The organism is Streptomyces sp. NBC_00859 (assembly GCF_045161865.1).
In the GTDB taxonomy this organism is placed as follows: Bacteria; Actinomycetota; Actinomycetes; order Streptomycetales; family Streptomycetaceae; genus Streptomyces.
Map to the genome: position 1 here is coordinate 4,843,732 of NZ_CP108826.1, position 17,404 is coordinate 4,861,135.

17 protein-coding genes are annotated in these 17,404 nt (G+C 71.5%); 10 read left to right on the forward strand and 7 right to left on the reverse strand.

Annotation, left to right across the window (positions count from 1 at the left end):
* Positions 1 to 39: 39 nt before the first annotated feature.
* The 3 genes from OG584_RS21185 (at position 40) to OG584_RS21195 (ending at position 2,570) form a co-directional block, all read left to right on the forward strand.
* Positions 40 to 606: a TetR/AcrR family transcriptional regulator gene (locus tag OG584_RS21185; RefSeq protein WP_405780029.1), complete on the forward strand. Its 567-nt coding sequence runs from the start codon at positions 40 to 42 to the stop codon at positions 604 to 606.
* Between the two features lie 291 nt (positions 607 to 897).
* Positions 898 to 1,350 carry a universal stress protein gene (locus OG584_RS21190; protein ID WP_405780031.1) on the forward strand — a complete coding sequence of 151 codons (453 nt, stop codon included), beginning with the start codon at positions 898 to 900 and terminating at the stop codon, positions 1,348 to 1,350.
* Positions 1,351 to 1,358: 8 nt separating this feature from the next.
* Positions 1,359 to 2,570 (forward strand): adenylate/guanylate cyclase domain-containing protein, encoded by a 1,212-nt coding sequence (locus OG584_RS21195; protein ID WP_405780033.1) that lies wholly within the window; start codon positions 1,359 to 1,361, stop codon positions 2,568 to 2,570.
* Between the two features lie 99 nt (positions 2,571 to 2,669).
* Here OG584_RS21195 and OG584_RS21200 read toward each other — a convergent pair whose 3' ends face one another.
* The 3 genes from OG584_RS21200 to OG584_RS21210 all read right to left on the reverse strand — a co-directional run bounded on the left by OG584_RS21200 (position 2,670) and on the right by OG584_RS21210 (position 5,450).
* The gene (locus tag OG584_RS21200) at positions 2,670 to 3,515 is read right to left on the reverse strand and encodes an EamA family transporter (RefSeq protein ID WP_405780034.1); all 846 of its coding nucleotides are present in this window, start codon (positions 3,513 to 3,515) and stop codon (positions 2,670 to 2,672) included.
* A complete protein-coding gene (locus OG584_RS21205; RefSeq protein ID WP_405780036.1) occupies positions 3,512 to 4,000 on the reverse strand; it encodes a YbaK/EbsC family protein in 489 nt (162 codons plus the stop codon). The genes OG584_RS21200 and OG584_RS21205 overlap by 4 nt, the downstream gene beginning before the upstream one ends.
* Positions 4,001 to 4,094: 94 nt before the next feature.
* Positions 4,095 to 5,450, reverse strand: a complete 1,356-nt coding sequence (locus OG584_RS21210; RefSeq protein WP_405780037.1) for an MFS transporter — start codon at positions 5,448 to 5,450, stop codon at positions 4,095 to 4,097.
* 176 nt (positions 5,451 to 5,626) lie between these two features.
* Between OG584_RS21210 and OG584_RS21215 the strand changes: the two genes are divergently transcribed.
* Positions 5,627 to 6,652: a LysR family transcriptional regulator gene (locus OG584_RS21215; protein ID WP_405780039.1), complete on the forward strand. Its 1,026-nt coding sequence runs from the start codon at positions 5,627 to 5,629 to the stop codon at positions 6,650 to 6,652.
* Positions 6,653 to 6,890: 238 nt separating this feature from the next.
* Here the strand turns inward: OG584_RS21215 and OG584_RS21220 are convergent, their stop codons facing one another.
* Together OG584_RS21220 and OG584_RS21225 are read right to left on the reverse strand one after the other, a co-directional pair.
* Positions 6,891 to 8,558, reverse strand: coding sequence for a penicillin-binding transpeptidase domain-containing protein (locus tag OG584_RS21220; protein WP_405780041.1), 1,668 nt, complete (start codon positions 8,556 to 8,558; stop codon positions 6,891 to 6,893).
* Positions 8,559 to 8,720: 162 nt separating this feature from the next.
* A complete protein-coding gene (locus tag OG584_RS21225) occupies positions 8,721 to 10,490 on the reverse strand; it encodes a dolichyl-phosphate-mannose--protein mannosyltransferase (RefSeq protein WP_405780043.1) in 1,770 nt (589 codons plus the stop codon).
* Positions 10,491 to 10,551: 61 nt separating this feature from the next.
* Here OG584_RS21225 and rsmI point away from each other — a divergent pair, with 61 nt between their 5' ends.
* From rsmI to OG584_RS21250, 5 genes are all read left to right on the forward strand, one after another.
* A complete protein-coding gene (gene rsmI, locus OG584_RS21230; RefSeq protein WP_405780044.1) occupies positions 10,552 to 11,445 on the forward strand; it encodes a 16S rRNA (cytidine(1402)-2'-O)-methyltransferase in 894 nt (297 codons plus the stop codon).
* A 164-nt stretch (positions 11,446 to 11,609) separates the two neighbouring features.
* Positions 11,610 to 12,047: a hypothetical protein gene (locus OG584_RS21235; protein ID WP_405780046.1), complete on the forward strand. Its 438-nt coding sequence runs from the start codon at positions 11,610 to 11,612 to the stop codon at positions 12,045 to 12,047.
* Positions 12,048 to 12,133: 86 nt separating this feature from the next.
* Positions 12,134 to 13,015, forward strand: a complete 882-nt coding sequence (locus OG584_RS21240; RefSeq protein ID WP_405780048.1) for a TatD family hydrolase — start codon at positions 12,134 to 12,136, stop codon at positions 13,013 to 13,015.
* 47 nt (positions 13,016 to 13,062) lie between these two features.
* Positions 13,063 to 13,941 (forward strand): 16S rRNA (adenine(1518)-N(6)/adenine(1519)-N(6))-dimethyltransferase RsmA, encoded by an 879-nt coding sequence (rsmA, locus tag OG584_RS21245; RefSeq protein ID WP_405780049.1) that lies wholly within the window; start codon positions 13,063 to 13,065, stop codon positions 13,939 to 13,941.
* Positions 13,938 to 14,867, forward strand: a complete 930-nt coding sequence (locus OG584_RS21250) for a 4-(cytidine 5'-diphospho)-2-C-methyl-D-erythritol kinase (protein WP_405780051.1) — start codon at positions 13,938 to 13,940, stop codon at positions 14,865 to 14,867. Before rsmA ends, OG584_RS21250 begins: the two co-directional genes overlap by 4 nt.
* Here the strand turns inward: OG584_RS21250 and OG584_RS21255 are convergent.
* Positions 14,855 to 15,115, reverse strand: coding sequence for a Txe/YoeB family addiction module toxin (locus tag OG584_RS21255; RefSeq protein WP_405780053.1), 261 nt, complete (start codon positions 15,113 to 15,115; stop codon positions 14,855 to 14,857). The two genes, OG584_RS21250 and OG584_RS21255, sit on opposite strands and share 13 nt — an antisense overlap.
* Complete coding sequence (locus OG584_RS21260) at positions 15,112 to 15,363, reverse strand: type II toxin-antitoxin system Phd/YefM family antitoxin (RefSeq protein ID WP_405784206.1); 252 nt, start codon at positions 15,361 to 15,363, stop codon at positions 15,112 to 15,114. Before OG584_RS21260 ends, OG584_RS21255 begins: the two co-directional genes overlap by 4 nt.
* A 133-nt stretch (positions 15,364 to 15,496) precedes the next feature.
* Between OG584_RS21260 and OG584_RS21265 the strand changes: the two genes are divergently transcribed.
* Positions 15,497 to 17,305: an ABC-F family ATP-binding cassette domain-containing protein gene (locus OG584_RS21265; RefSeq protein ID WP_405780054.1), complete on the forward strand. Its 1,809-nt coding sequence runs from the start codon at positions 15,497 to 15,499 to the stop codon at positions 17,303 to 17,305.
* Positions 17,306 to 17,404 lie beyond the last annotated feature (99 nt).

Consider the following 17,404-nt stretch of genomic DNA (forward strand, 5'->3'; position numbering starts at 1 on the left):
ATGGCTAGCGTCAATAGCCATGCGGTGAAAAGGTGAACCATGCCGACCCCTGAGAAGACCTCGCTCGACGCGATCGTCGCTGCGGGCCGTGACCTGCTGGAAGCCGACGGCCGGCAGGGGCTGACGATGCAGGGCGTCGCCGCACGGGTGGGGGTGCGGGCCCCGTCGCTGTACAAGCGCATCGAGAACCGCGCCGCCCTCCTGGCTGCCGTGGCCGGGGCCACCGTCGACGACCTGGCCGCCCGGCTGGAGGCGACCGACGGCTCGATCGAGCAACTGGCGCGCTGCTATCGGATGTTCGCCAGGAATCGCCCCGAGGGATTCCGGCTGCTGCACTCCGTGCAGGCGCCACCCGACGCCGGCCTCGTCCGCGCGGCGGGCCCGGTACTGCGCGCCGCCAGGGAACTCGTGGGCGAGCGGGAGGCGCTCGACGCCGCGCGCCTGCTGACGGCCTGGGTCACCGGCTTCATCGAGATGGAGCTGAGTGGCGCCTTTCGGCTCGGGGGCGACGTCGACCACGCCTTCGAGTACGGCCTGACCGGTATGCGCCGAGCGCTCACGGGTGGCGAGAGTGGTCAAGGTGCCCAGGGAGGCCCGGCGGTCTGACATTCGACGGAGACCACAACTGCCGTCCGTGCGGCCTCACTTTCCGTTCGCCGCGGGATGCGGGCTGATCATGGTGTTGAAAGTCCGGGGCCGCGACCGCAGCGACCTGAACGCCGCGGAGGTACGGCCCGGACCATATCGGGCCGGGCGCGGCCCGCCGCCCCGGATTTGGCGCTCTCCGAGCAAGCAAGTGGCCCGCGCCGCACCGGGTTTGTCAGTGCGGTACAACCTGGGCGCGTACCGCTCGTGCGGGCTCGTGGGGCGGTGTCCGGGCGGCTATGGTCACCCGTCATGACCGCATACGAGACCGTGATTGTCGGCACCGACGGGTCGACTTCGTCCTACGCCGCGGTGGACCGGGCAGCTGCCGTCGCCGTATCGAACGACGCCCGGCTGATCGTGCTCTGCGCCTACCGGCCCATCGGCCGGGACGACAGGGCCGCCGCCCAGGAGGCGCTGGGCGACGAGGCTTATCAGGTCGAGGGGTCCGCGCCCGCCGAGCAGACCCTGCGGATCGCTCTGGGGCGGGCGGAGGCCGTCGGCGCTCGCCGGGTCGAGACCCTCGCGGTGGAGGGGGACCCTGTCCCGGCGCTGGCCCGCGCTGTTGTGGAGGCCGGGAGTGCGAGTCTGGTCGTCGTCGGCAACCGGGGACTGAACACTCTGGCCGGCCGGCTGCTCGGATCGGTGCCGTCCGACATCGCCCGCAAGGCGGCCGCCGACGTTCTCATCGTCCACACCACCTGACCGCCCGGATGACCACCCCGGAGCCCGGCGCCGCCGCTGCCCCGGACCTCGAAGAGGTCCTCCTCGGTGGGGCCCGCCGTTACACGCGTGAGCAAGTCGCCGAACTCTCCGGGTTGCCCGGGGAGCGCCTCCGCGAGCTGTGGCAGGCTCTCGGCTTCGCCGCCGCGGACGACGATGCGGTGATCTTCACGGACGCGGATGTCGCCGCTGCCCGCACCGCTGCCCGCCTCTTCGGCTCCGGTCTCGTCGCACCGGGGCAGAAGTCCGCGGTCACGCGCGCGCTGGGACATCACCTGGCGCGGCTGGCGGAGTGGCAGATGTCCCTCGTCGTCGCGAACGGTGGCAGCGACAGCGGTGGCATCGGCAGCGACAACGACAACGACAGGGGTGCGCCCGACCGGCCCGACTCGCCCCACCCGCCGGGGGCAACCAGTGCATCCGGTACGTCCGGTACATCCGATACGGCCGCCGCCGGGGCCGGACATACGGCGAAGGCGGCGGAGTCTGCTGCCGAGGCGCTGCCCGCCCTCGAATACCTCCAGAGCTATGTCTGGCGACGCCACCTCGCCGCCCACGCGGGCCGGATCCTCGCCGCGCCGCCGGGCGCCGCGCGCTCCGGGCAGACGATCGGCTTCGTGGACATGGTCGGGTACACGGCGCTGACCCGGCGCGTCGCGGAGACGGTGCTCGTGGACGTGCTGGAGCGTTTCGAGTCCTTGGCGACGGACACCGTCGCCCGGCACGGCGGCCGCATCGTGAAGACCATCGGGGACGAGGTGCTGTTCCTGTTCGACAGCCCCGCCGCGGCAGCCGAGGCCGCGCTGGAGATGACGGAGTCAGCGGAACGCGACGCAGTCCTGCCGGAGTTGCGCACCGGACTGGCCTACGGGCAGGTGGTGCACCGGCTCGGTGACGTGTACGGCGAGGTGGTGAACATCGCCGCGCGCCTCACATCGGTCGCGCGTCCCGGCACGATCCTCACCGACGAGGCCCTCGCCGCCCGGATAGGCGGGCCCCCGTCGTTCGTGAACGGGGACGGCGGCGGACCCGGCGCGGCAGATGGCCTTGCCGGTGCCAGCGGTGCCAGCGGTGCCAGCGGTGCCAGTGGTTCCGGTGCGCCGTACCGGCTGCGTGCCCTGCGCCCGGTCTCGGTGCGCGGCTACAGCAGACTTCGGGTGTACGCCCTGCGCCGTTCACGGCAGGACGGCGGCCGGCCCTGAGCCGGACCGTCCCGGGCGAAGCCCTCGCGGCGCCCGGACCGGTCGGCTCCCGAGAGCTCCCGCGAGCTCCCGAGAACTCCCGCGAGCTCCCGCGAACCCCTAAGCCGTATGCAGCATCAGCCCGATACCGACCACCATCAGCCCGGCCGCCGCGATTCTCGGTGCGCCGAACTTCTCCTTGAAGAAGAGCGCGCCGATCGCCGCTCCCACGATGATCGACGACTCACGCAGCGCGGCGATCGGGGCCAGCGGCGCGCGCGTCTGGGCCCACAGGACCAGGCCGTAGGCGACCACCGACATCACACCGCCGACCAGACCGCGAGTGGCGTAAGGGCGGAGCTGGGCGACCAGTTGGCCCCGGCGGCGGTAGGCCGCGTACGCCGGGATGGCGACGCCCTCCAGGATCATCAGCCAGGCGATGTACCCGAGCGAGGAGCCCGAGTCACGGACGCCGACGCCGTCGACCGTGGTGTACGAGGCGATGGCCAGGCCGGTGGCCAGAGCGGCGACGATCGCGGGCCATTGCGGACGCGCCCCCTTCAGGCCCCAGAGGGCCACACCGACGAGTCCGGCGCAGGCCACCACCACCCCCGCCAGCTGCCAGCCGTTCGGGATCTCATGGACGAAGACCGCGGCCAGCACGGTCACCACCAGGGGCGCCGTACCGCGTGCGATCGGGTACATCTGGCCGAAGTCGCCGAGGGTGAACGACCGCATCAGCAACAGCATGTACGTGACGTGAAGCGCCGCCGATACGAGCAGATACGGCCACGCGGCGGCCGCCGGGAAGGGGACGAACGGCGCGGCCAGCGCACCGACCAGCAGTCCTCCAGCGGAGATCAGCGTGAAGGAGGCCAGCTGATCCTTGATGTGGTGGGCGATGGCGTTCCAGCTGGCGTGCGTTATCGCGGCGATGACGACCGCGACGATGACCGTCGGAGTCACGCGGCTGACTCCCGGACATCGGCGAGAGTGGCGCCCGCGTACTCGACCACCGACTTCGGCTCCAGGGCGAAGACCGTGTGCGGGGTGCCCGCGGCGGCCCAGACGATGCCGTGTTCCAGCAGGCCCCGGTCGGCGACGACGCGGGTGCGGTTGCGGTGGCCGAAGGGCGGCACGCCGCCGATCGCGTACCCGGTGGTCTCCCGGACGAGTCCGGCGTCGGCGCGCTTGACCTGCTCCGCGCCGAGCACCTCCCGTACGAGGCCGACATCGACGCGGGACGCCCCGTCCACCAGGACCAGGACGGGTGCCCCGTCCGCCTCGAAGATCAGTGACTTGACGATCGCGCTCAGTTCGCAGCCGACCGCGGCCGCCGCTTCGGCGGCTGTCCGCGTCGCCTCGGGAAAGCCGCGGACCTCGACCTCCAGGCCCAGTTCGCGCAGCGCCTCGGCGAACCGGGGATTGACAGTGGGTTCGGAAGTGCTCATGGCCCGCAACGCTAACGTCCGGTGTACGCACCACGCGACCCGGTTGATGCCGCTCCCTGATCAGGCACTGGGTGGGACATCAAGGGGCCGGACATCACGTGGTGAGGCGTACCGCCAGGGCGATGAGCACGAGCGCGGCGAAGGCCAGCACACTGGCGCACGGCACGGCCCACACCTCCCGCAGCCGGGCCTGCCGCTGCCACCGGCTCCGCACGCCGTCGGTATCCGCGGCGCCGGCCACGCACAGCAGCAGGGCGAGCACGGCGCCGAGCACGCACACCCCGTTCCAGCCCGCGTGGGCGTGGACCACCCCGACCAGGGCCGAGCCGATCGCCCCGCCGACGAAGTAGCACGTCATGTACGCCGAGGTGATACGGCCGCGTGCGTCCGGGCGCAGGGCGTAGATCAGCGACTGGTTGGTGATGTGCACGCCCTGGTGCGCCAGGTCCAGCAGCACGATGCCGGCGATCAGCATGGCCAGTTGGTGCCCTCCCGCGGCCAGCAGCCCCCAGGAGCCGAGCAGCAGCAGCGCGCTGACCATCGTGGTCTGCGTGGTACGTCCGCGGTCCGCCAGCCGCCCGGCGAGCTGGGCGGCGACAGCGCCCGCTGCACCGGCCAGCCCCAGCAGTCCGATCTCGCCGTCCGACCAGCCGTAGGCCGGTCCGGAGAGCAGGAAGGCCAGCGACGTCCACAGCGCGCTGAAGCAGGCGAAGGCCAGCAGGCCGATCAAGGCCCTTGCGCGCAGCACCGGTTCCTCGACGAGCAGCCGTGCGGTCGAGCGCAGCAGCTGTCCGTAGTGCAGGCCCGCCCTTCCGCGGTACTGGGGCAGCGCCCGGTGCAGGGCGGCGGCCAGGAGGACCATCGCCGCGGCCGCGGCCCAGTACACCGTGCGCCAGCCGCCGACCGATGCCAGGGCGCCGGACGCGGTACGGGCGAGCAGCATGCCGAGCACCAGCCCGCTCATCACCGTCCCCACGATCCGGCCGCGACAGTGTGGCGCGGCCAGATCGGCGGCGAACGGCACGAGCACCTGCGCGGTCACCGACAGCAAGCCGGTCAGCGCGGTGCCGGCCAGCAGCAGCCCGGCATTGGGGGCGACCGCGGTCAGTGCGAGGGAGCACGCAGTGGCCAGGGTCAGGCCGCACACCAGCCGGCGGCGTTCCAGCAGGTCACCCAGTGGCAGTACGAGGACAAGCCCCAGCGCGTAGCCGACCTGGGCAACCGTCACCACCAGCGCGGCGGAGGCGGCGGACAGCCGCAGATCCCGGGCGATGGTGTCCAGCAGGGGCTGGGCGTAGTAGTTGCTCGCCACACACAGTCCGACGGCCACGGACATCAGCACGACCGTGCCGCGTCCCGGGCCGTCGTCGGTGGCGGCGCCCGCACGGAACGGGGGAGCGCCCGCGGTGGACGGGGGGTGTGCGGCTGAGGAAGCAGGGGAGGTGGCCACGTCCGATTCCTTCCGGGAGTTCACTGACCGCGAACCGTGTCCCGGCGCCCTCGGCGCCGACCGGTCCGGACTCGCGTTCATGCTCCCCGGCCAGGGCAGATGAATCCAACAGATGGTTGTCATGCGAGCCATCTCGGAACGCGATGGATGACGTGCGCCGGTGGCAGGATGGGTGAGTGGAACTCCGTCAGCTCACCTATGCCGTCGCTGTCGCCGAGACCGGCAGCTTCACCCGCGCCGCCCACCGCTGCTTCGTGGTCCAGTCCGCGCTGAGCCACCAGATCGCCCGTCTGGAGAGCGAGTTGGGCACCCTGCTCTTCGAGCGCACCAGCCGCCGGGTGCGGGTCACCGCGGCCGGAGAGGCGTTCCTCGGCCCGGCCCGCGAGGCCCTGGCCGCCGTCGAACGGGCCCGCGACGAGGTGGCGGCCTGCGGCAGCCAGGTACGCGGCCGGCTGAGCATCGGCACCATTACCCCGCTCACCGCGGTGGACCTGCCCGACCTGCTCGCCACCTACCGGGACCGGTATCCCGCCGTGCACGTCACACTCTGCGCCCGGCCGGTCCGGGACCTGCTGCAGCAGGTGCGCGACCACGTCTTCGACCTGGCGTTCGTCGACACCCGTCCAGGGGCGCCCCCTGCCGGGCTGGCCGGGCGGGTGCTCGCGTACGAGGATCTGGTCGCGATCGTCCCGCACGGACACCGGCTGGCCGGGGCCGCAGAGGTCGCGCCGGGCCGGCTGGCCGAAGAGGACATGGTCGACATGCCGCCGGGCTCCGGTATCCGGGGGCACAACGACGCGGCGTTCGCGGCGGCCGGGGCCACCCGTACCGTCGCGTACGAGGCCGACACCATGGCGTTGCTCGAACAGCTCGTGGGGCGCGGCCTCGGTATCGGTCTGGTGCCCGCAGCCACGGCCGCGGGCATGCCAGGGGTGAGCGCGGTGGCGATGACGGGCGTCCCGCCGCGAACGGTGCGCGCGGTCTGGCTCGCCTCCGCGCCCTCACCGGCGGCTCGCGCGTTCCTCCAACTCCTGCGCGAACGCACGCCGGAGGAGCCGGAGGAGGAATCGGCGGAGCTCCGGGGGGAGATCCCTCCCGAGGCCTCGGCGGAGATCCCTCCGGAGATCCCTCCGGAGATCCCTCCGGAGACCTCGGTGGAGGCCCCGGAGGAGGCTGGCGGACCCCGGGGGGACCGGCCCTGACCCATGAGTTCGCCCCGCCCCGCGGGCGCTTGCCCCCACGGGCGATTGCCTCACGAGGCGCTTGCCTCATTCACCTGATCAGGACTCGCCCCACCGGGAACCCACCCCACGGGGAACTCTCGCCCCACCGGGAACCCACCCCACGGGGAACTCTCGCCCCACCGGGAACCCACCCCACGGGGAACTCTCGCCCCACCAGGAGCTCACCCCACCAGGAACCCACCCCACCGGGACAGGCTCAGGAACCCGCCGCCAGCACCGCTGCGACCACCGGGCCTGCGGCATCCCCACCGTGGCCGCCGGACTGGACGACCGCGGCCGCGGCCAGGTCGTCGCTGAACCCGGTGAACCAGCTGTTGGACTTGCCCTGGGCGTCGACCTCGGCCGAGCCGGTCTTGGCGCCCTTGTACCCGCCGACCCCGGACATCGCAGCGGTGCCCGTCCCGTACCCCGCTGTCGCCGTCGTGTGCATCATGTCCCGCAACTGCTGCGCGGTGCCGGCCGGGAGGGGCTGCGCGGTGGCTGTGTCCCCGTCCCGCAGCGACCCGGGCACGATCACCGGCTGGTGGAAGGCGCCGCTGCGGGCGGTGGCGGTGACGGACGCCATGTTGAGCGGGTTCATCTGGACCAGCCCCTGGCCGATCATCGCCGCCGCGGTGTTGGGTCCGGTCGTCTGCGGCACGCTGCCGTCGAAGGTCGGGATGCCGACGTTCCAGACCGCGCCGATACCGAAGTACTTCTTCGCCGTGTCCGGCAGCGCCGTGTCAGCGATACCGCGGTCGTGGAGCTTGCCGACCGGCTTGATGAAGGCGGTGTTGCACGAGCGGGCGAAGGCCTTCGCCATGGTGCCGCCGGGGATGGAGAAGTTGTCCAGGTTGTGGAAGGTCTGCCCCTGCCACACGACCGACGGCTCGCAGAGCAGGGGGCTGTTCTCGGATGCCAGACCGTTGTTGATGAGCATCGCGGCGGTCATGATCTTCATCGTGGAGCCGGGTGCGAGCTTGCCCTGCGTCGCCGCGTTGAACGCGTCGTCACGGTTGTTGGCGATCGCGCGAATCTCACCGGTGCTCGGCCTGACCGCCACCACCGACGACTCGCTGAACCTCTTCACCGCCACCTCGGCCGCCGCCTGCGCCCGCGCGTCGAGCGTGGTGTGCAGCAGCGCGGGGGTGCCCTTCGAGAGGGTCAGCAGGGTCTTGGCCGGGGCGGTGCTGTCCGCGGAGCCGTCGGCCCCGATGTACGTCTCGATGCCCGGCCTGCCGCCCGCCTTGTCGCCGTACTTCTGGCGCAGCGCGTCCAGGACCGGCCCGAGTGACGGGTACTTCTCCTTCGTCAGCTCGGTCCCGTTGTGGTCGACCGCCTTGATGGGCGCGGACCGCGCCTCACCCGTGGTGAGCGTCTCGCCCTTCTTCAGGTCCGGGTGGACGACCGACGGTTCCCAGTCCACCAGGGCCCGGCCGGTAGTCACCCCCCGTACGACGCTCAGCGAGGACGTGTACGACCAGGGCTTGGTCTCGCCCTTGTAGGAGACGGTGGCCTTCACCGTGAACGGCACCTTCGCACCCGAGGCCGCGCCGGGGGTCAGGACCACCCGCGTGACGTGCGCATCCTCGCGGTAACCGGCCAGCAGAGGCTGCGCGTCCGCCGCGTTGTCGGTCAGCTGCGACGCGGCGTCCGCGTCGCCCTTCGCCCAGGCGGCGAGGAAAGCCTTCGCCGCACCGCTGATCTCGTCCGCGGTCGGCGGGCCGGTGCGGGCGGGCGCGGCCTGAGTCGTCCCCGTGGGACCGCTGCCCCCGCCGCCCGAACCGTTCAGCCCGTTCCACAGGTTGTAGGCGCCGTAGCCGACCCCGCCGACCACGACCGCGAACACCCCGCCGACTATGCCTATCTTTGCCCCGTTACGCACTACCGCGTCCCCTCCCCAGGAGTCTCTTGAACATGTTCAAGAGAGTTACGCTCGGCAGCCTACGGGACCTGAGAGTCATCAGGGGTGCCCGTTACCCGACCGGGACCATGGGCCGTACCACAGCCGGGAGTTGCGGGAATCGGGGGCGGCGTGGCTCCGGGGTCAGATCCAGGTGCTCAGCCACATCCGGTTGTTCCACTGGCTCAGCGGGATCGCGTCTCCGGTGAACAGGGGCCAGAAATAAATGAAGTTCCACACGATCAGCAGCACCAGCACACCCGCGCCGACCGCTCCCACGGCTCTGCGCCGTTCGCTCGACCCGGGCGGCCCCAGGATCGCGCCGATCATCATGGCGACGGCCAGGCACAGGAACGGCACGAAGACGACCGCGTAGAAGAAGAAGATCGTCCGCTGCTGGTACATGAACCACGGCAGGTACCCGGCCGCGACCCCGCACACGATGGCCCCGGCCCGCCAGTCCCTGCGGAAGGCCCAGCGCCACAGGATGTAGAGGACCGCGAAGCACGCCGCCCACCAGAGCAGCGGGGTGCCGATCGCCAGCACCTCGCGGGCGCAGCTCTCGGTGCCCTGCGGGCAGCCGTCGACGCCCGGCTTGGGGGACTCGTAGAAGTACGAGACGGGGCGGCCCACCACGAGCCAGCTCCACGGGTTCGACTGGTACTGGTGCCCCTCGGTCAGATTGACGTGGAAGCTGTAGACCTCGGCCTCATAGTGCCAGAAGCTCCGCAGCGGCGCCGGGACCCAGCTCATGCCGAACTGCGGCAGATGGACCGTGCCGAGCACCGGCAGTTTGACGTGGTCGGGGGAGAGGCCCGCGCGGTGGTTCGCCCAGTCGCGGAAGTAGCCGCCCTTGGTCACGAACCAGCCGGTCCAGGACAGCAGGTACGTCACCACGGCGACCGGCACCGTCGAGACGAAGGCCGGCAGCACATCGTGGCGCAGGACGGCCCGGTACGGGCGTACGGAGCCCGCCGTGCGGCGCGCGCCCACGTCCCACAGCACCGACATGACCGCGAAGAAGACCAGGACGTACAGGCCGTTCCACTTGGTGGCGGCGGCCAGGCCGAGCAGTACGCCGCCGGCGACCCGCCAGGGCCGCACCCCGAGCCGCAGCGAGCTCGCGATACCGCTGTCGGGCCGCAGCCCGCCCTCCTCGCCCACCGGCAGCGCGGCGGCGAGCCGGGCCCGGCTTCTGTCCCGGTCGATCAGCAGCGCCCCGAAGGACGCCACGACGAAGAACATCACGATGAGGTCGAGGAGCGAGGTGCGGCTCATCACGAAGTGCAGGCCGTCGACCGCCAGCAGCAGGCCGGCCAGGCATCCCAGGAACGTCGAGCGCAGCAGCCGCCTGCCGATCCGGCAGATCATCAGCACCGAGAGCGTGCCGAGCAGCGCGGTCATGAAGCGCCAGCCGAACGGTGTGAACCCGAAGAAGTGCTCGCCGATGCCGATGAGCCACTTGCCCACCGGCGGGTGCACCACATAGCCGGGATCGGACGGCACCGAGACCCGGGAAGGATCGGCCAGGATCGCGTTGTTGATGTCGTCCGGCCAGTGGCCCTCGTACCCCTGGTGGACCAGGGCCCAGGCGTCCTTCGCGTAATACGTCTCATCGAATATCACGGCGTGCGGGCTGCCGAGATTCCAGAAGCGCAGCACCCCGGCGACCAGCGTGACAAGGAGCGGACCGCCCCAGGCCGACCAGCGCAGCAACCGCCCGGCCACGGCGGGGGAGAGGCCGAGCACGCCCCACACCTGCCGGCCCGGCGGGGCGTACGGCGGCACCAGCCGCTCGCGCAGACCCGTTTCGCGCGGGCCCGCGTACCCGAACCGGCGCAGCCTGCGCCCCCAGGCGGGCGGCTGTTCCCCGGGGTCTTGGCCCTTCAGGGCTTGAGGCGCTGTACTCGTCACCGCGCCATCGTAGGGAACCCGGCTGTGTGAGTGGCGTGCGCGGGGCTGGGAGAATGGAGTCGTGACAGGAATGCTGGTACTCGCAGGGACCCCCATCGGTGACGTGTCGGACGCGCCGCCCCGGCTCGCCAGGGAGCTGGAGACGGCCGATGTCGTCGCGGCCGAGGACACCAGGCGGCTGCGGAGGCTCACCCAGGCGCTCGGCGTCCACACCACGGGGCGTGTCGTCTCGTACTTCGAGGGCAATGAGACCGCCCGTACGCCGGAACTGGTCGAGGCGCTGACCGGCGGGGCGCGGGTGCTGCTGGTGACCGACGCGGGGATGCCGTCGGTCTCCGACCCCGGCTACCGGCTGGTCGCCGCGTGCGTCGAGAACGACATCAAGGTCACGGCGGTCCCCGGGCCGTCCGCCGTACTGACGGCGCTGGCGCTCTCCGGGCTCCCGGTGGACCGCTTCTGCTTCGAGGGCTTCCTGCCGCGCAAGGCGGGCGAGCGGCTCGGCAGGCTCCGCGAGGTCGCGGACGAGCGCCGGACGCTCGTGTACTTCGAGGCCCCGCACCGCCTCGACGACACGCTCGCCGCGATGGCGGAGGCCTTCGGCGACGAGCGCAGGGCGGCGGTCTGCCGCGAGCTGACCAAGACGTACGAGGAAGTGAAGCGCGGACCGCTGAAGGCGCTCGCCGAGTGGGCGGCGGAGGGCGTGAGGGGCGAGATCACCGTCGTCGTCGAGGGCGCCCCCGACACCGGGCCGCTGGAGCTCGACCCCGCCGAGCTGGTGCGCAGGGTTCAGGTGCGCGAGGAGGCGGGGGAGCGGCGCAAGGAGGCGATCGCCGCGGTCGCCGCCGACGCGGGGCTGCCCAAGCGCGAGGTGTTCGACGCGGTGGTCGCGGCGAAGAACGCGGCCCGCGCGGCGGACGGCGGCCGCGTGCCACCGGAAAGTAAAGGAACCGCGTGAATGGCAAAGCGGGCAACGTGATCGTGGGTCCTTTGGCCACGGCGAGGCCAAAAGCGGTCCAATAGTCGGCAGCCCCTGATGCATTCCGAGTGCCGCAGGCGTCCACTGGAAGTGGGACGGATTCGTCCCACGGAAGGCTTGTCCTTCGGGCAAGAGGAGCTGGCATGAGTGAGATCGTCGAAAGCACCGTCCACGAGGCGTATTCCTTCGCCTGTATGCGGTGCGGGCACGGCTGGGAACAGGCGTACGAAATAGAGCACCACGTCGACGCGTCCGGCCAGGCTTTTGTCGTCTACCGGGCCGACGGCGCGCGCGTACCGTCGCCGCTTTCCCATCCGAGCTGTCTCAACTGCGGCGGAAACGTCGTACGGATCATGGGGTCGGGGCGCGTCTCCTCGGTGCAGAATCTGCTTCATTACCCGGCGAGCGTCACGTCCACCGCCGGTACCGCACCCCACAGGACCGGCACCGGGCGTACGGCGAAGGCCGCGGCCGGGCCGGAACCGGTCCCCGCTCCACCCGCGGGCGGGGCGACCTCCGCCGGCGCCGAACCCCGGCACTGGCAGCTCCGGGACCTGCTGCACCCCTTCCACCGCCGGTAGCCGGCTGCTCCACCGCAGCTGAGCCGCCCGGGGCGGCCCTCCCCGGTTCCGCTGGGCCGGGAGGCGCCCCCATAGGATCGGGCGCCATGAGCAAGGACACTGCGCCGCCGCTGCCCGCACCGCTCGCCGTGCCGGTGGCCGACTCGCACACCCACCTGGACATGCAGGCCACCACCGTGGACGAGGCTCTGGCCAGCGCCTCGTCGGTCGGAGTGACCACCGTGGTCCAGGTGGGGTGCGACCTGAAGGGCTCCCGCTGGGCGGCCGAGACGGCCGCCGCGTACGAGAACGTGCACGCCGCGGTCGCCCTGCACCCGAACGAAGCGCCCCGCATCGTGCTGGGGGACGACGACGGCTGGTCGAAGCAGGGGGCGCGGACGGCCGGCGGGGACGGCGCCCTCGACGAGGCCCTCGGCGAGATCGACCGGCTGGCCGGCCTCCCGCAGGTGCGGGCCGTCGGTGAGACCGGCCTCGACCGGTTCCGTACCGGGCCGGAAGGCATGGCCGCCCAGGAACGTTCGTTCCGGGCGCACATCGAAATGGCGAAAAGGCACGGGAAAGCGCTGGTTATTCACGACAGGGAGGCCCACGCCGACGTACTCCGCATTCTGGAGGAGGAAGGGGCGCCGGACCGCACCGTATTCCACTGCTATTCCGGTGACGCGGAAATGGCCGAAGTGTGCGCGGCCCGCGGCTATTTCATGTCCTTCGCGGGAAACGTGACGTTCAAGAACGCCCAGCCGCTGCGCGACGCACTCGCCGTGGCCCCGCTCGATCTCGTACTCGTGGAAACGGACGCCCCTTTCCTCACACCCGCCCCCTATAGGGGACGGCCCAATGCGCCGTATCTCATTCCGGTGACGGTCCGGGCGATGGCCGCGGTGAAGGACATCGGTGAGGACGCTCTGGCAGCGGCCGTCATGGACAACGCGGTCCGGGCGTTCGGCCTGGACGGCCGCGCCGTGTGACGTCCGGTGCGAACCCGGGGCACCCGCCACGGCCGTAGGCTTTACGGGTGAGCAGCACTGAACCCGAGGCCTCCGAAGTCTCCGACGCCCTTCTGGGCCCCGCCGACATCCGCGAACTGGCCACCGCGCTCGGCGTACGCCCGACCAAGCAGCGCGGCCAGAACTTCGTCATCGACGCCAACACGGTGCGCAGGATCGTGCGGACGGCCGAGGTGACCCGGGACGACGTCGTCGTCGAGGTCGGCCCCGGCCTCGGATCGCTGACCCTGGCGCTCCTCGAAGCGGCCGACCGGCTGGTGGCCGTCGAGATCGACGACGTGCTGGCCGGCGCGCTGCCCGCGACCGTAGAGGCCAGGCTGCCCGCACGCGCCGACCGCTTCACGCTCGTCCACTCCGACGCGATGCAGGTCACCGAACTGCCGGGACCGCCGCCCACGGCGCTGGTCGCGAACCTCCCCTACAACGTGGCCGTCCCGGTCCTGCTGACGATGCTGGCCCGTTTCCCCTCGATCGAGCGGACGCTGGTGATGGTCCAGGCGGAGGTCGCCGACCGGCTGGCGGCCGAGCCGGGCAACAAGGTGTACGGCGTGCCGTCGGTGAAGGCCAACTGGTACGCGCACGTCAAACGGGCCGGCTCCATCGGCCGCAATGTGTTCTGGCCCGCACCCAACGTCGACTCGGGCCTGGTGTCGCTGGTCCGGCGCACCGAACCGATCAGGACGACGGCTACCAGGGACGAGGTCTTCGCGGTCGTCGACGCGGCGTTCGCGCAGCGCCGCAAGACCCTGCGGGCCGCGCTCGCGGGCTGGGCCGGGTCGGCGCCGGCGGCCGAGGCTGCGCTGGTCGCCGCCGGGATCTCCCCGCAGGCGCGCGGCGAGTCGCTGACGGTGGAGGAGTTCGCCCGGATCGCGGAGGGCAAGGTATGACGGTCCACGACGGTGCGACGGGCGTGACCGTCCGCGTCCCCGCCAAGGTCAACGTGCAGCTCGCGGTGGGCGGCGCCCGCCCCGACGGCTTCCACGACCTGGCCAACGTCTTCCTCGCGGTCTCGCTGTACGACGAGGTCACCGCCACCCCCGCCGACACCCTGCGCATCACCTGCACCGGCCCCGGCGCCGACCTGGTCCCGCTGGACCGTACGAACCTGGCCGCGCGGGCGGCCGAACTGCTCGCCGCCCGCCACGGCATCGCGCCCGGCGTGCACCTGCACATCGACAAGGACATCCCGGTCGCCGGCGGCATGGCGGGCGGCAGTGCCGACGGAGCCGGCGCCCTGCTGGCCTGCGAAGCACTCTGGTCCACGGGGGCATCCCGCGATGAACTCCTCGACATCTGCGCCGAGTTGGGAAGCGATGTGCCCTTCAGCCTGGTAGGCGGAGCGGCGCTCGGCACCGGCAGGGGCGAGCAGCTGACACCACTGGAGACGGGCGGCGCCTTCCACTGGGTCTTCGCGATGGCCGACGGCGGCCTCTCCACCCCGACGGTCTTCCGCGAGTTCGACCGCCTCACCCCGGACGCGGGCCCGCCCCAGGCGTCACCCGCGCTGATCGAGGCGCTGCGCACCGGCGACACCGTGGCCCTGGCGGGCGCCCTGTCCAACGACCTCCAGCCGGCGGCGCTCTCGCTGCGCTCCTCCCTGGCGGACACGCTCGCGGCAGGCACCGCGGCCGGGGCACTGGCCGCGCTCGTCTCCGGCTCCGGCCCGACGACGGCGTTCCTGGCGAAGGACGCGGACGCGGCCGAGCGGATCGCGGCGGAGCTGGTGGCATCGGGGACGTGCCGGTCCGCTCGGGCCGCGGTGTCCGGGGTGGCGGGGGCGACGGTGGTGCGGGAGCCCGGTCAGTGCCCGTAGCGGTAGCGGCAGGCGGCGATCCGGACCTCTTCGTCGACCACCTTGCAGATCAGCCGGTGCTCTTCGGTGATGCGGCGGGACCAGTACCCCTGGAACCCGTGTTTCAGGGGCTCCGGCTTGCCGATGCCCTCGTTGCCGTTGCGGGCGATGTCCTGCAACAGGGCGTTGATGCGCTTGAGGATCTTCCGGTCCTGGGCCTGCCACCAGACGTAGTCCTCCCAGGCGGATTCGTCCCAGACGAACTTCACTCGACCGGCTCCCGCGCAGTGCCACCGCCGTCTTCCAGGCGCTCGATCGACGCCAGCAGGCGTCGGGCGTTCGCCGGACTCCGGAGCAGGTAGGCCGTCTCCTTCAGTGACTCGTACTCGTCGAGAGCGACGATCACGACTGGATCGTGCCCGGCGCGAGTCACTATGACCTCCTCGCGGTCGTCGACCACCGCATTAAGCGTTTCGGCATATTTCGCCCGTGACTCCGTGTAGGTCATGGTTCGCATGGTGTCCGCCTTCCTGGGTTGTACAGAAAGCTGTACGTACAGGAAAACGTACGCGAGTGTGGGAGGTGTCGCAAGGAGCCCTCCCGCCGCGCCGTACCCTGGGAGATCGATCACCCCCGTCCCAGGAGCGTCAATGGCCGTCAACCTCGTCAATGTCGAGGCCGTCAGCAAGGTCTACGGCACCCGTGCCCTGCTGGACGGTGTCTCCCTCGGCGTCTCCGAGGGCGACCGCATCGGCGTCGTCGGGCGCAACGGGGACGGCAAGACGACCCTGATCCGGATGCTCGCCAGGCTGGAGGAGCCCGACACCGGCCGCGTCACCCACAACGGCGGCCTGCGCAGCGGCGTCCTCACCCAGCACGACTCCCTCGACCCGCAGGCCACCGTGCGGCACGAGGTCATCGGTGACCTCGCCGACCACGAGTGGGCGGGCAACGCCAAGATCAGGGACGTCCTCACGGGGCTCTTCGGCGGGCTCGACCTGCCCGGATTCTCCGAGGGCCTGGACACCGTCATCGCCCCGCTCTCCGGTGGCGAGCGCCGCCGGATCGCCCTGGCGAAGCTGCTCATCGCCGAGCAGGACCTGATCGTGCTCGACGAGCCCACCAACCACCTCGACGTCGAGGGCATCTCCTGGCTCGCCGGTCACCTGCGCGCCCGCCGCTCCGCACTCGTCGTCGTCACCCACGACCGGTGGTTCCTGGACCAGGTCTGCACTCGCATGTGGGACGTCCAGCGCGGCGCCGTCCACGAGTACGAGGGCGGCTACAGCGACTACGTCTTCGCACGGGCCGAACGCGAACGCATCGCGGCCACCGAGGAGTCCAAGCGGCAGAACCTGATGCGCAAGGAGCTGGCCTGGCTGCGGCGCGGCGCCCCCGCCCGTACGTCCAAGCCCCGCTACCGCATCGAGGCCGCCAACGAGCTCATCGCCGACGTGCCGCCGCCGCGCGACACATCCGAGCTGATGAAGTTCGCCAACGCCAGGCTCGGCAAGACCGTCTTCGATCTGGAGGACGTCACCGTCCGGGCCGGCGACAAGCTGCTGCTCCAGCACCTGACCTGGCAGCTCGGCCCCGGCGACCGGATCGGCCTGGTGGGGGTTAACGGCGCGGGCAAGACCTCGCTGCTGCGGGCGCTGGCCGAGGCGGCCCGTACCCAGGGAGACGCCCAGCCCGCCGCCGGGAAGGTCGTCGTCGGCAGGACCGTGAAGCTGGCCTACCTCTCGCAGGAGGTCGCCGAACTCAAGCCCACCCTGCGGGTGCTCGAGGCGGTGCAGCAGGTACGTGACCGGGTCGACCTCGGCAAGGGCCGCGAGATGACCGCGGGCCAGCTCTGCGAGCAGTTCGGCTTCTCCAAGGAGAAGCAGTGGACACCGGTGGGCGACCTGTCCGGCGGCGAGCGGCGCCGGCTGCAGATCCTGCGGCTGCTGATGGACGAGCCCAACGTCCTGTTCCTCGACGAGCCGACCAACGACCTGGACATCGAGACCCTGACCCAGCTGGAGGACCTCCTCGACGGCTGGCCCGGATCGATGATCGTGATCTCGCACGACCGGTTCTTCATCGAGCGCACCACCGACCGCGTCTTCGCGCTGCTCGGCGACGCGAGCCTGCGGATGCTGCCGCGCGGTGTCGACGAGTACCTGGAACGCCGCCGGCAGGTGATCGACGCGCAGACCCCGGCCGCCGTGCAGTCCACGGCCAAGGAGGTGCCCGGCGCCGTGTCGGCCAAGGACGGCCGCGCCGCCAAGAAGGAGCTCCAGAAGATCGAGCGGCAGCTGGACAAGTTCTCCGACCGGGAGGGCAAGCTGCACGCGCAGATCACCGAGAACGCCACTGACTTCGGGAAAGTGGCCGAACTGGACGCTGAACTGCGTGAACTGGCCGGTCAGCGCGAAGAGTTGGAGATGCGCTGGCTGGAGCTCGCCGAGGACGCGTAGTCCGCCGGCGGGACATGCGTAACGGGGGCATCACGGCCCGGTTCTCCCTTGGGAACAGGGGCGGACCGGGCCCGCTCACGGCGTTCTGCGGGTGATAGA